Here is a 12898-nt window from a genome sequence, read left to right on the forward strand (position 1 = left end):
CAAAAACAAAGGCGCCAGAAGGCGCCTTGTTAGATGAATCGGGAGACTTATTTGCAGTCACTCGGCACATACTTTTTGTCGAGCGCATCAGTGGGCACCGAGACGCCTACAAAAGTATCTGCGCCTTTGGCCATGCACTTCCACTGCACCGTGCCTTCAATCGTCACGCTGGTGGCTGTTGGCGCTGGCAGCGCTGAATCGGTTGTGCCACTCTTCGTGAATGGAACCAACAGCAAACTGCCGCCACCCGCGGCCGCCGTGGTCGTGATGGTGATCACACCCGTGCTGGCCGCAATGTCAATGCTGCTGATGTTCTTGGTCGCACCACCAAAAACGTAGCCTGTTTTGTAACCATTGGCGGCCGTCGCCACATTGCCGCTGTTGGCCACATCCAGCACATTGGTTTTGGCAGCAGCAGCGAGGCCTAAGCCTTCACTCACGCGGGCGCGCACCATGTAGTCTTGGTAGGCTGGCAAAGCCACCGAAGCCAGCACGCCAATGATGGCCACCACGATCATGAGTTCAATCAGCGTAAAGCCGCGTTGCAAAGTGTGTTTCATCGCCAGGTCCTTTGAGAGTTGGGCACAAATTCTAGGCAGCGGTTTCAGACCACAAGCCCATGCATGAGTTCAAAAAAAAGCGAGCGGTGAAACACCGCTCGCTTTTGGTTTGGTAATTTCCGAAGAAGATTACTTCAACTGAGCCTTGAGCAACTTGCCCAATTCAGATGGGTTGCGTGTGATGGTGAAACCACACTCTTCCATGATCGCAAGCTTAGCGTCGGCTGTGTCAGCGCCGCCAGAGATCAACGCGCCTGCATGGCCCATGCGCTTGCCGGGAGGGGCAGTCACACCAGCGATGAAGCCAACGATCGGCTTCTTCATGTTGGCCTTGCACCACTGTGCAGCTTCAGCTTCGTCTGGACCACCGATTTCACCGATCATGATGACGGCGTCTGTGTCGGGATCGTCGTTGAAAGCTTTCATCACGTCGATGTGCTTCAAACCGTTGATGGGGTCACCACCGATACCGACGGCGCTGGATTGGCCCAAGCCCACTTCGGTCAACATCGCCACAGCTTCGTAAGTCAATGTGCCTGAACGAGACACAACGCCGATACGGCCTTTGCGGTGGATGTGACCGGGCATGATGCCGATCTTGATTTCGTCAGGGGTGATCAAGCCAGGGCAGTTAGGGCCGAGCAACAAGGTTTTCTTGCCGCCTTTGGCTTCTTTTTCCTTCATCTTGTTACGCACTTCGAGCATGTCGCGAACTGGAATGCCTTCGGTGATACAGATGGCCAAGTCGAGGTCAGCTTCCACAGCTTCCAAGATGGCAGCTGCTGCACCTGCTGGAGGCACGTAGATCACAGACACAGTAGCGCCTGTTTGCTGAGCGGCTTCTTTGACGCTGGCGTAGATTGGTACGTCGAAGATTTTTTCGCCGGCTTTCTTGGGGTTCACACCAGCGACGAAACAGTTTTTGCCGTTTGCGTACTCGATGCACTTTTCAGTGTGGAACTGACCAGTTTTACCAGTGATGCCCTGGGTGATGACTTTGGTGTCTTTATTGATATAGATGGACATGTCGGTTCCTTACTTAACAGCAGCCACGATTTTGGTAGCGGCTTCAGCCATGGTGTCAGCAGCGATGATGGGCAGACCAGATTCGGCCAAGATTTTCTTGCCCAGCTCTTCGTTGGTGCCCTTCATGCGCACCACCAATGGCACTGACAAGTTCACAGCTTTACAAGCAGTGACCACGCCGTTGGCGATGGTGTCGCACTTCATGATGCCGCCGAAGATGTTGACCAAAATGCCTTTGACATGTGGGTTCTTCAACATGATCTTGAAAGCTTCTGTCACTTTCTCGGCTGTTGCGCCACCGCCCACGTCCAAGAAGTTGGCAGGCTCGCCGCCGAACAACTTGATGGTGTCCATGGTCGCCATGGCCAAACCAGCGCCGTTGACCAAGCAACCAATGTTGCCGTCCAAGGAGATATAGGCCAAGTCGAACTTAGAAGCTTCCACTTCAGCTGGATCTTCTTCGTCCAAATCGCGGTAAGCCACGATTTCTGGGTGACGGAACAAGGCGTTGGAGTCGAAGTTGAACTTCGCGTCCAAAGCCATGATGTTGCCTTTGCTGTCGCAGTTCAGTGGGTTGATTTCCACCAAAGATGCGTCAGTGTCCATGTAGCACTTGTAGAGCTTTTGCAGCACGTCAGCAGCTTGGTCAGCAGAGCCGCCACTCAAGCCAACTGCGTTAGCGATCTTCAAAGCTTGGGCTTGGCCCAAACCAGTCAATGGATCGACCAAATCAGTGATGATTTTCTCGGGCGTGGAGTGCGCCACTTCTTCGATGTCCATACCGCCTTCGCTAGACGCGATCACAGCCACTTTTTGTGTAGCGCGGTCGGTCACGATGGACACGTAATATTCTTTGTTGATGTCAGCGCCGTCTTCGATGTAGAGGCGACGGACTTTTTGGCCTTCTGGACCAGTTTGGTGAGTCTTGAGCTGCATGCCCAAGATGTCGCCAGCCAAGCGCTTGACGTCGTCGATGGACTTAGCCACCTTCACGCCGCCGCCTTTGCCGCGGCCACCCGCGTGAATTTGGGCTTTCACAACCCACACTGGGCCGCCCAACTTTTGCGCGGCTTCCACCGCTTCTTGCACCGTGAACGCGGGGATACCGCGGGGCACTGGCACACCAAATTGACGCAAGATTTCCTTGCCTTGGTACTCGTGAATCTTCATGAGATCTCTCTTAGTAATCGGTGGATTTGTAACGTTTTGTGCCAGCGCAAACTCTGAAAAGCCGCGTAGCGCAAAGCCTTATGACTGTATCATGCTGCATCGCGTCAAACTTTTAATTGGCTTACAAGAGCTCAGAGACGCCCAACTTTTTTGTACTTTTTGGCGACATCCATGTCTAAAGTCTTCATCGACGGCGAAGCCGGCACCACAGGTCTACAAATTCGCGAACGTTTGGCCACCATGCCAGCCGTGCAAGTGGTCAGCATCGACCCCGCCAAACGCAAAGACCCACAAGCCAAACGCGAGCTCATGGCTGGCGTGGACATGGTCATTCTGTGCCTGCACGACGACCACGCCCGCGAGTCAGTCGCCATGATCGACAGCCTGAGCGGCAAAAAGCCCAAAATCATCGACGCCTCCACCGCGCACCGTGTAACTCCAGGTTGGGTTTATGGCTTTCCCGAATTGGCCGCTGGTCAGCGCGAGGCCGTGATCAAGGCCGAACGTGTGGCCAACCCCGGCTGCTACGCCACGGGTGCCATTGCGTTGCTGCGCCCCTTGGTGGATGCAGGCTTGGTGCCTGCCGATTTCCCTGTGGCGCTGCCTTCGGTCAGCGGCTACTCGGGTGGCGGTCGCACCATGATCGAAGACTACGAAGCGGGCAAGGCCCCGCTGTTTGAAGCCTATGCCTTGGGCCTTGAGCACAAGCACATCCCCGAAATCATGGCCTACACCGGCCTGAAACGCCGCCCATTGTTTGTGCCGTCGGTTGGCAACTTCCGCCAAGGCATGTTGGTGCAACTGCCTTTGCATTTGGACGAACTGCCCGGTCAACCCAAAGCCGCTGACTTGCATGACGCCTTGGCCAAGCACTACGCCCAAAGCCCTGACGGCTGGGTGAGCGTGCACCCCGCCACCGACAACGGCAAGCTCGACGCCGCCGCGCTGAACGACACCAACAAATTAGAAATTCGCGTCTTCGCGAACGAAGCCCATCGCCATGCCGTGCTCATCGCACGTTTGGACAACTTGGGCAAAGGCGCCAGCGGCGCTGCGGTGCAGAACTTGCAACTGATGCTGGGCGTTTAAAGCTCGTCAGTGATGCAGGTTAGAAGTCTTCTGAGCCAGCCACCACGCGCTTGACGACTTCCGGCGCAAAACCACGGCTCACTAAAAAACGCACTTGCTTGACGCGGGCCGCTTGGTCGGCGGGCGGCTCTCCGAACTTCTTTCGCCAGACTTCGCGGGCTCGCTCTAGCTCGGTGCTGCGCATCGTTTGCACGGCCTCGGCGATGGCCTCGGCGGGCAATCCTTTGGCTTGCAATTCTTGACGCACCCGGGATGCACCGAGCTTGCGAGAGCGACTGTTGACCACCGACTCCACCACGCGCTGCTCGTTGATGAAGTCTTTGGCCTGCAAAAAATCCAAGGCCTCGGCCAGCTCGCCCGGCGTTTCTTCAAACGGTTTGAGCTTGCGTTCGAGTTCTTGACGCGAATGCTCGCGCAGCGACAACAACCTCAGCGCGCGCCCTTTGAGCGAAGGCTGAAACCCTTTGGCCCTTTTCGCCTTGGGTTCGCCCTCCGCCATCGATGGATCGTGCGCGTTGGATGTCACGTCGTGTCTCGCAAAACCTCTTAGAGCACCACGCCGTCAGCGTCAACTTCGGCGGCTTTCGCTTCTTTCGCAGCCTTGCTGGCCTTGGGTGCTTTTTCTTCTTTGGCAGCGGGGACTTCGGGGCCACCGGCCAACAAAGGAATGCCCAAAGATTCGCGCACTTTGTTTTCAATCTCAAACGCGAGCGCTTCGTTTTCGCGCAAGAACTCACGGGCATTGTCCCGACCTTGGCCAATTTTTTCGCCGTTGTAGGCATACCAAGCGCCCGACTTTTCAATGACTTTGGCGTTCACACCCATGTCAATGATTTCGCCTTGGCGGCTGATACCTTCACCAAACAAGATGTCGAACTCAGCCGTCTTGAAGGGGGGCGACACTTTGTTCTTCACCACCTTGACTTTGGTCTCGTTACCCACGGCTTCGTCGCCACGTTTGATGGTGCCGGTGCGGCGAATGTCCAAACGCACCGAGGCATAGAACTTGAGCGCGTTACCACCCGTTGTAGTTTCGGGCGAGCCAAACATCACGCCAATCTTCATGCGGATTTGGTTGATGAAGATCACCGTGCAATTGGTCTTCTTGATGGAGGCCGTCAATTTCCGTAGCGCTTGGCTCATCAAGCGGGCTTGCAGGCCGGGCAATGAATCGCCCATGTCGCCTTCGAGTTCGGCCTTAGGGGTGAGGGCGGCCACGGAGTCGACCACCACCAAGTCCACCGCGCCAGAGCGCACGAGGCTGTCCACCACTTCAAGCGCTTGTTCGCCGGTGTCGGGCTGGCTGATGAGCAAGTCTTGCAAGTTCACACCGAGCTTTTGAGCGTATTGCGAATCCAGTGCATGCTCAGCGTCCACAAACGCGCAAGTGCCGCCTTGCTTTTGCATCTCGGCAATCACTTGCAAGGTGAGGGTGGTTTTGCCTGACGATTCAGGGCCGTAAATTTCGATCACGCGGCCACGGGGCAGGCCGCCAACGCCCAAGGCGATGTCCAGACCCAAGGAGCCAGTGGACACGACTTGGATGTCGTCCACCACCTCACCCTCGCCCAAACGCATGATGGTGCCTTTGCCAAATTGCTTTTCAATTTGGGCCAGCGCGGCTTGCAGGGCTTTGGCTTTTTCACTATCGACGGCGGGTTTGGTGCTCATGGTGTTCTCCGGTTTGGGTTTGATTTCCAACCACTGATTGAATCAACAGCTGGATGCTTGACCAGTACTTTACCGCAAAGTCAAAACTTGTAAACACTTTTTTTGGTCAGTTTGCCTTACCATTTAGACATGGCCACAAACCCCACAAATGCCCCCCATCAAGACTGGCGACAAATCCACCTCGGCCGCTTGCTCGGCCACGCCATGCGCCGCTTCGATGCCCGCGTGCTGCACCTGATGGCGCACAACGTCGAGGTGCCGCTGGCCTTGTCTAACCTCGCGGCCCGCGCCCAAGTGAGCGCCGCGCACATCCACATCACACGCCACCTGAGCCTTGAGGGCTCGCGCCTGAGCGAGCTGGCCGAGAGTGCCGGCATGACCAAACAAGCCATGGGCGATTTGGTCACCCAGTGCGAAGCGTGGGGTTTGGTGGAGCGCACGCCCGACCCCAGCGATGCGCGTGCACGGCGCATCGTGTTCACCGACACGGGCTTGGCTTGGCTACGAGCGTTCGAGCAAGCGGTGGCGCAAGCCGAGGCTGAGTTCAAACAAGAGGTCGGCGCTGACGTGGCCACCGTGGTTAGCCTAGGTCTAGAGGCCTATGCGGGCGGTTACTCCAGCCTAGAATCTAGCCCTTGACCCGAAAACACGCGAAGAAGCTGGAGACAACACATGCGCATCCTGATTGCAGAAGACGACCTGGTCTTGGCCGATGGCCTGTTGCGTACTTTGCGCGCCTCTGGCGCTGCCGCTGACCACGTCGCTAGCGGCACCGAAGCCGATGCGGCTTTGATGACCACCGATGAGTTTGACTTGCTCATCTTGGATTTGGGTCTTCCCAAAATGCATGGCCTTGAAGTGCTCAAACGTTTGCGTTCACGCGGCTCGTCCATCCCCGTGCTCATCCTCACCGCTGCCGACAGCGTGGAAGAACGCGTCAAAGGTTTGGACTACGGCGCTGACGACTACATGGCCAAGCCCTTCAGCTTGCAAGAACTCGAAGCTCGCGTGCGCGCCCTCACACGTCGAGGCATGGGCGGTACATCGTCATCCATCAAACATGGCCCTCTGGTGTACGACCAAACCGGCCGCGTGGCCACCATCGACGGCAAGATGGTGGAGCTCTCTGCGCGTGAACTCGGCTTGCTCGAAGTGCTGTTGCAACGCAGCGGCCGATTGGTGAGCAAGGACCAGTTGGTGGAGCGCCTGTGCGAGTGGGGCGAAGAGGTGAGCAACAACGCCATCGAGGTGTACATCCACCGCCTGCGCAAGAAGATTGAAAAAGGCCCCATCCGCATCGCCACTGTGCGCGGCTTGGGTTACTGCCTCGAAAAGATTCCGGGTTAATCCACCACACGCACGCGCATGGCCAAGCTGTTTAGGCGCGAGCAACACTCGCTGTTCGGCGAGATTTTGGATTGGATGCTCACGCCGCTCTTGCTGCTGTGGCCCGTGAGCTTGGCGCTGACTTGGCTAGTCGCGCAAAACATTGCAGGACGCCCGTTTGACCGAGGTTTGGAATACAACGTTCAAGCGCTGGCTCAGCTCGTCAAGAGCGACCAGACGCACATGTATTTCAACTTGCCTTTGCCTGCCCGCGAAATTTTGCGTGCCGATGAAGCCGACTTGATTTACTACCAAGTGTTGGGAACACGCGGTGAGTTCGTGAGTGGTGAACGCGACTTCCCTCTGCCGCCCGATGAAGAGCAACCTCTCGCAGGCGAAGTCCGCATTCGCGACGACGAAATGCGCGGCGCTGATGTGCGCGTGGCCTACACCTGGGTTCGCGTCGACATCCCCGGCACAAAGCCTGTGTTGGTGCAAGTGGGCGAGACGCTCGAAAAGCGCTCGGTGCTCGCCACAGAAATTATCAAAGGCGTCATGCTGCCGCAATTCGTCATCTTGCCGTTGGCCGTGTTGTTGGTGTGGTTGGCGTTGGCACGCGGCATTCGCCCATTGAGCAAACTGGAAGAGCGCATTCGCCTGCGCAAGCCCGATGACCTGAGCCCCCTCGACGAATCAGCCGTGCCACAAGAAGTGGCACCACTGGTGGCCTCCATCAACGATTTGCTCACACGGCTCAAAGAATCCATCGCCACACAAAAACGCTTCTTGGCCGATGCCGCGCATCAGCTCAAAACACCACTTGCGGGCTTGCGCATGCAAGCCGACTTGGCACAGCGCGAAGACTCGAGCGCAGACGAATTGAAACAATCGCTCAAGCTCATTGGTCGCGCCAGCATTCGTGCCACACACACGGTGAACCAACTGCTGTCGCTCGCTCGTGCTGAAAGCAGCACCAGCAATATCGCGCGCAGCCCATGCGACTTGGTTGAATTGGTGAGCGATGTGATTCAAGACTCACTGCCACGCGCGATGGACAAATACATTGACCTCGGCTACGAAGGTGCGGAGATGGGCAGCACCGGCGTACGCGTGATGGGCAACCCCACGCTGCTCAAAGAAATGGTGCGCAATTTGGTGGACAACGCCATCAACTACACGCCCTCTAGCGAAGATGCGCCGGGTGTCATCACGGTGCGTTTGCTGGCCGACAAGTTTGGCAAAGTCGTCGTGTTGCAAGTGGAAGATTCAGGCCCCGGCATACCCGAAGCCGAGCGCGATCTGGTGTTCCAACCCTTCTACCGTGCCTTGGGCACAGAGGCGGACGGGTCTGGTTTGGGCTTGCCCATCGTGATTGAAATTGCGCACCAACACGCCGCCGTGGTGACACTGGAAGATGCTTTCCCAGGCAAGCCCATGCCAGGCGCCCGATTCACCGTGCGGTTTTCTAACACGCAGGCTTAATCCGTTTGAGCCGAGCTGTTATCGTTCGTGTATTCGATGAAAGAACACCATGGATACAGATAAGTATTCTTCGCAATTAAAAAGCAAGGGGCTCAAGGTCACCAGCCAGCGCATCACCGTTTTGGATATTTTTCACCAAAGCGATGCAAGGCACCTCTCGGCCGAAGATGTTTACAAAAAAGTGTTGCAACACGAAAGCGACATCGGTATCGCCACGGTTTATCGCGTGTTAACTCAATTTGCAGATGCAGGCATTTTGGTCGCGACCAATTTTGAAACTGGCAAAACCACCTTCGAGCTGAACGAAGGCGGGCATCACGATCACTTGGTCTGTCTGAGCTGCGGATCCGTGGTCGAATTTCACGATGAAGACATCGAATCCAAGCAAGAAAAAATCGCCAAAAAACACGGCTTCAAATTGATCAACCACTCCATGTCTCTGTACGGGCTGTGTTCCAAACCAGAATGTGCTGAATCAGCACCGTGACAGAAATTAAGCCGCCGCTTTGACGTGAAAGTGCACGGGCTGTTCGTGCGGTGCTTCGTGATCTGCGCACGGCATATTGCACAAGTCGTGGCCATTCACAGGGCACGCACGGTTAAAGGTAACCACATGGTCAACCTCAGCGCGAATGCCTATCCACTCACCCACCACATGGTCATGGTGACTAGGCACATGCGCCATGACCGTCTCACCTGTTTTCAGGCGTAGGGTGTACAAAAACTCTGAACCGCGAAATGATTTGCGAATGATTTCCGCTTTCACGGGCGCATCGTCGTCGTGCACGATGTCATCGGCACGCAGCAATACATCGCACTCGCCCGCCGCAAAAGTACAAGGCAGTGGACACTCAGCCACATCCACCAAATCACCCATCGGGGTACTGACCACGACTTGGTTGTTCACCTCTCGCAAAGTGGCAGGCGTAAACACGCCGTGACCAATGAACTCGGCCACAAAGCGTGTGGCGGGTCGGTGATAGAGCGTGTAGGCGTCGTCCCACTGGTGCAAACGACCTTCAGACATGACGCCAATCACATCACCAATGGCAAAGGCTTCCATTTGGTCGTGCGTCACAAATAAAGCGGTGGTTTGTGCTTCTTTCAAAATGCCGCGCACCTCTAAGGCCAAGCGCTCGCGCAACTCAACGTCGAGGTTGGAAAAAGGCTCATCGAGCAACAACAGCTGGGGCCTAGGCGCTAACGCACGGGCCAAGGCCACGCGCTGCTGCTGGCCGCCCGACAACTCATGCGGGTAACGCTGCGCACTGCTAGACAAGCCCACCAGCGCCAGCACCTCACGCACACGCGCCTCGCGCTCGGCGCGTGGCTGCTTGTGCAGGCCAAAGCTGATGTTGTCTTGCACGCTCAGGTGAGGAAAAAGGGCGTAGTCTTGAAAGACCATACCGATGCGACGCGCTTCTGGCGCCACATGCGCCGTAGCACTGCTGACCACCGATTGAGCCAAGCGGATTTCACCCGCACTGACACGCTCTAGCCCTGCGACGGCACGTAACAAAGTGGTTTTACCGCAGCCCGAGGGACCAATGAGCACGCCCATTTCGCCCGCGCGCAACCCTAAAGTGACGCGATCCACCGAAGGACGGGCGCGTTCTGGGTAATTGACCGAGAGCTGGACGACATCTAAAAACATAGGCCCATTGTAGAGAGAGCGCATGAACACCACGTCTTCACGCCATGCCTTGTGCGGCCTCCCTACAATGCCGCATGGTTTTTAGCGCTCGCTTGTTTTTACGCTGTGTGTTGGTCGTGCTGGCTTTGTGGTTGGCGCTGCCAGTATTGACTGTGCTGTTTTCGTGGGGGCAGTGGAACTCGGTATCAGCCAGCATCTTGGCGGAAATGGCCAGCACTGTGTTGCCAGACTACGTGGGCACATCCTTGTTGTTATGCGCCTTGGTGAGCTTGGGCGTCATCAGCATGGGTACGGTGTCTGCGGCAGCTGTGACGCTGTTTGACTTTCCGATGCGACGCAGTTTGGAATGGGCGCTGCTCTTGCCATTGGCCATGCCCGCCTATGTGGTGGCGTATGCCTACACCGACTATTTGCAATTCAGCGGTCCGCTGCAAACCAACATTCGTGTGGCGTTTGGGCTGGAAGGCCGCGTGTTTCCAGAGGTGCGCAACGTGTGGGGGGCGGCATGCGTGTTCACGCTAGCTTTGTACCCGTATGTGTATTTGTTGGCGCGTACCGCCTTATCTGAACGCGCTAACCATTTGATGGAAGCCGCTCGGCTACTAGGAGCTCCTCTGTCACGTCGCATTTTCCAAGTCGCGTTGCCCCTGGCTCGCCCAGCAATTGCCGCTGGCACAGCGTTGGCCTTGATGGAAACCTTGGCTGACTTTGGTGTGTCAAGCTACTTTGGCATTCAAACGTTCACAGCGGGCATTTATAAAGCGTGGTTGGTGATGGACAACCGCATTGCTGCAGCACAACTGGCCACCGTATTGCTCATCGTGGTGGTGGCGTTGTTGGCAACAGAGCAACGTGCGCAATCACGTTTGCGCTTTTCTAGCGCTCGGGTAGACCGCCACGGCAACGAATCACAACCCATGAAATTGCGTGGTGTGTCTGCTGCTGTCGTCTGGACCTTGTGCGTGCTACCCGTTTTGTGTGGTTTTGTGCTGCCTGTGCTATTCATGTTCCGCGCCTTGTTGCAAGGGGACGCTGCAGTGGACTTGCCTTGGGACCGTTTCATGCAATGGTCACTCACCAGTCTGTCACTGGGCGGCATGACGGCGTTGTTGGCTGTCGGGGCTGCGCTGCTGTTGGCCGCACAAGCCCGCCTGCACCCCAACTGGCTCACGCGCCAAGCCATGGGCGTCGTGAGCTTGGGCTATGCAGTACCTGGCGCGGTGATTGTGGTGGGCTTGCTGCTGCCTGTGGGCTGGGTACAAGCCACGTGGCCGCAATCGGGCGTGGGCTTTTGGCTAACAGCCACCGTGCTGGGTTTGGTGTGGGCTTACTTGGTGCGCTTTGTGGCCGTGGCTTTGCAATCGGTGCAAAGCGGCTACGCGCGTGTGCCCGCTTCACTAGACGACAGCGCGCGCATGTTGGGCACATCTGGCTTGTCGCTGGTGCGCCGTGTGCATTGGCCCTTGCTGAAAAAACCGCTGGCTGCGGCCACACTGCTGGTGCTGGTGGATGTGATGAAAGAGCTGCCCGCCACCTTGGTGCTGCGCCCCTTCAACACCGACACCTTGGCCGTCATGGCGTATCAACTGGCGCGTGATGAGCGTTTGGGCGAAGCCGCTTTGCCCTCGCTGGCCCTGGTGCTGGTGGGCTTGCTGCCTGTCATCTTGCTCAGCCGCACCCTGCGCCGCAGCTAACTCTGGATAGCAAAAGCCTGCACGCGCAGCAGGGACATTTGACTTAAATCAAATGATAATGATTCGCATTTGATGTACACTTCTTCCAAGCTTTCTACTTGGAGTCGCTACTCATGCGTCGCACACTGACCGTTTTATCTATCGCTGCTTCAGCCATCTCCGCTGCTTTGTTCAGCTCGTCCGTTTGGGCTGATGAGCAAGTCATCAACCTGTATTCAGCCCGTCACTACCCTACCGACGAGGCGTTGTACAACGATTTCACCAAAGCCACGGGTATCAAGATCAACCGCGTTGACTCAGACGACGCGGGCATCATCGCCCGCCTCAAAGCAGAGGGCTCCGCTTCTCCTGCCGATGTGATCTTGCTGGTAGACGCCGCGCGTTTGTGGAAAGGTGAAGTCGATGGCATGTTCTTGCCCGTCAAGTCCAAAACGCTTGAAACCGCTATACCCGCACAGCTGCGATCTAAAGCCACCGACGATGGCACGGCTTGGTTTGGTTTGTCCACCCGCGCTCGCGTGGTGGTGTATGACAAGCTCAAGGTCAAACGTGAAGACGTGGACACCTACGAAGAACTGGCCGACCCCAAAAACAAAGGCAAGCTGTGCATCCGCTCAGGCTCGCACCCCTACAACCTGAGCTTGTTTGGCGCGATGACTGAACACCTTGGCCCCGCAGCGACAGAGGCCTGGCTCAAAGGCATGGTCGACAACATGGCTCGCTCCCCCAAAGGCGGCGACACCGATCAAATCAAAGCGGTGGCCAGCGGTGAGTGCGGCATTGCGGTGACCAACACGTATTACCTCGCACGCTTGATGCGCTCGACCAACCCCGCCGACAAAGCCGTGGCCGAGCGTGTGGGCGTGGTGTTTCCCAACCAACAAAGCTGGGGCACACACGTAAACGTGGCCGGTGGTGCGGTGGCGCGTTACTCGAAGAACCCTGCCAACGCCGTGAAGTTCTTGGAATACCTCGTCAGCCCCGAAGCGCAAAACCACTTCGCCAACGGCAACAACGAGTGGCCCGTGGTCAAAGGTTTGAAGTTGGACAACCCTGCTTTGAAAGCCATGACCGGTGGCAACTTCAAAAGCGAGTTGGTGCCCATCAGCGCTGTGGGCATGAACCAAATCAAGGTGCAACAAATGTTGGACCGCGTGGGCTTCAAGTAAGTCACGCCACACACAACGCGCTCGCCCTGAACGCGTTCACAAACAGCCAGCCACTCA

At 56.8% G+C, this 12898-nt stretch carries 13 protein-coding genes; 7 read left to right on the forward strand and 6 right to left on the reverse strand.

The features are described from left to right. Positions 1-47 precede the first annotated feature (47 nt). The 3 genes from QMG27_RS12435 to sucC form a co-directional block, all read right to left on the reverse strand. Positions 48-560, reverse strand: coding sequence for a pilin (locus tag QMG27_RS12435; protein WP_281811785.1), 513 nt, complete (start codon positions 558-560; stop codon positions 48-50). Between the two features lie 129 nt (positions 561-689). After that, complete coding sequence (gene sucD / locus QMG27_RS12440) at positions 690-1586, reverse strand: succinate--CoA ligase subunit alpha (protein ID WP_281811787.1); 897 nt, start codon at positions 1584-1586, stop codon at positions 690-692. A 9-nt stretch (positions 1587-1595) separates the two neighbouring features. Beyond that, a complete protein-coding gene (gene sucC / locus QMG27_RS12445; RefSeq protein WP_281811789.1) occupies positions 1596-2756 on the reverse strand; it encodes an ADP-forming succinate--CoA ligase subunit beta in 1161 nt (386 codons plus the stop codon). Positions 2757-2927: 171 nt separating this feature from the next. Between sucC and argC the strand changes: the two genes are divergently transcribed. Next, positions 2928-3845 (forward strand): N-acetyl-gamma-glutamyl-phosphate reductase, encoded by a 918-nt coding sequence (gene argC, locus QMG27_RS12450; RefSeq protein ID WP_281811791.1) that lies wholly within the window; start codon positions 2928-2930, stop codon positions 3843-3845. 19 nt (positions 3846-3864) lie between these two features. On the opposite strand, the gene recX is transcribed toward argC, so the two are convergent. Continuing rightward, positions 3865-4344, reverse strand: coding sequence for a recombination regulator RecX (recX, locus tag QMG27_RS12455; RefSeq protein ID WP_281814670.1), 480 nt, complete (start codon positions 4342-4344; stop codon positions 3865-3867). Between the two features lie 47 nt (positions 4345-4391). Further along, complete coding sequence (recA, locus tag QMG27_RS12460) at positions 4392-5516, reverse strand: recombinase RecA (RefSeq protein WP_281811793.1); 1125 nt, start codon at positions 5514-5516, stop codon at positions 4392-4394. Positions 5517-5645: 129 nt separating this feature from the next. On the opposite strand from recA, the gene QMG27_RS12465 reads away from it, so the two are divergent. From QMG27_RS12465 to fur, 4 genes are read left to right on the forward strand one after another with little or no spacing between them, the layout of a single operon-like run. Next, entirely contained in the window at positions 5646-6155 is a 510-nt protein-coding gene (locus QMG27_RS12465) for a MarR family winged helix-turn-helix transcriptional regulator (RefSeq protein WP_281811795.1), read from the forward strand. A 33-nt stretch (positions 6156-6188) separates the two neighbouring features. After that, positions 6189-6863, forward strand: coding sequence for a response regulator transcription factor (locus tag QMG27_RS12470; protein ID WP_281811797.1), 675 nt, complete (start codon positions 6189-6191; stop codon positions 6861-6863). Positions 6864-6881: 18 nt separating this feature from the next. After that, a complete protein-coding gene (locus QMG27_RS12475) occupies positions 6882-8324 on the forward strand; it encodes a sensor histidine kinase (RefSeq protein WP_281811800.1) in 1443 nt (480 codons plus the stop codon). A gap of 49 nt (positions 8325-8373) precedes the next feature. Beyond that, positions 8374-8811 (forward strand): ferric iron uptake transcriptional regulator, encoded by a 438-nt coding sequence (fur, locus tag QMG27_RS12480; RefSeq protein ID WP_281811802.1) that lies wholly within the window; start codon positions 8374-8376, stop codon positions 8809-8811. A gap of 6 nt (positions 8812-8817) precedes the next feature. Here the strand turns inward: fur and QMG27_RS12485 are convergent, their stop codons facing one another. Further along, the gene (locus QMG27_RS12485; protein WP_281814672.1) at positions 8818-9978 is read right to left on the reverse strand and encodes an ABC transporter ATP-binding protein; all 1161 of its coding nucleotides are present in this window, start codon (positions 9976-9978) and stop codon (positions 8818-8820) included. A 74-nt stretch (positions 9979-10052) separates the two neighbouring features. Here QMG27_RS12485 and QMG27_RS12490 point away from each other — a divergent pair, with 74 nt between their 5' ends. Both QMG27_RS12490 and QMG27_RS12495 read left to right on the forward strand, forming a co-directional pair. Next, positions 10053-11672: an iron ABC transporter permease gene (locus QMG27_RS12490; protein WP_281811804.1), complete on the forward strand. Its 1620-nt coding sequence runs from the start codon at positions 10053-10055 to the stop codon at positions 11670-11672. A gap of 113 nt (positions 11673-11785) precedes the next feature. Beyond that, the gene (locus QMG27_RS12495; protein ID WP_281811806.1) at positions 11786-12841 is read left to right on the forward strand and encodes an extracellular solute-binding protein; all 1056 of its coding nucleotides are present in this window, start codon (positions 11786-11788) and stop codon (positions 12839-12841) included. Positions 12842-12898 lie beyond the last annotated feature (57 nt).

The sequence above is a fragment of the Limnohabitans sp. MORI2 genome, from assembly GCF_027925025.1.
Classification (GTDB): Bacteria; Pseudomonadota; Gammaproteobacteria; order Burkholderiales; family Burkholderiaceae_C; genus Limnohabitans.

Bases quoted from the DNA above. Each gene is read 5' to 3' on its own strand.
- QMG27_RS12435 (WP_281811785.1), bottom strand. From the start codon at position 560: ATGAAACACACTTTGCAACGCGGCTTTACGCTGATTGAACTCATGATC.
- sucD (WP_281811787.1), bottom strand. From the start codon at position 1,586: ATGTCCATCTATATCAATAAAGACACCAAAGTCATCACCCAGGGCATC.
- sucC (WP_281811789.1), bottom strand. From the start codon at position 2,756: ATGAAGATTCACGAGTACCAAGGCAAGGAAATCTTGCGTCAATTTGGT.
- argC (WP_281811791.1), top strand. From the start codon at position 2,928: ATGTCTAAAGTCTTCATCGACGGCGAAGCCGGCACCACAGGTCTACAA.
- recX (WP_281814670.1), bottom strand. From the start codon at position 4,344: ATGGCGGAGGGCGAACCCAAGGCGAAAAGGGCCAAAGGGTTTCAGCCT.
- recA (WP_281811793.1), bottom strand. From the start codon at position 5,516: ATGAGCACCAAACCCGCCGTCGATAGTGAAAAAGCCAAAGCCCTGCAA.
- QMG27_RS12465 (WP_281811795.1), top strand. From the start codon at position 5,646: ATGGCCACAAACCCCACAAATGCCCCCCATCAAGACTGGCGACAAATC.
- QMG27_RS12470 (WP_281811797.1), top strand. From the start codon at position 6,189: ATGCGCATCCTGATTGCAGAAGACGACCTGGTCTTGGCCGATGGCCTG.
- QMG27_RS12475 (WP_281811800.1), top strand. From the start codon at position 6,882: ATGGCCAAGCTGTTTAGGCGCGAGCAACACTCGCTGTTCGGCGAGATT.
- fur (WP_281811802.1), top strand. From the start codon at position 8,374: ATGGATACAGATAAGTATTCTTCGCAATTAAAAAGCAAGGGGCTCAAG.
- QMG27_RS12485 (WP_281814672.1), bottom strand. From the start codon at position 9,978: ATGTTTTTAGATGTCGTCCAGCTCTCGGTCAATTACCCAGAACGCGCC.
- QMG27_RS12490 (WP_281811804.1), top strand. From the start codon at position 10,053: ATGGTTTTTAGCGCTCGCTTGTTTTTACGCTGTGTGTTGGTCGTGCTG.
- QMG27_RS12495 (WP_281811806.1), top strand. From the start codon at position 11,786: ATGCGTCGCACACTGACCGTTTTATCTATCGCTGCTTCAGCCATCTCC.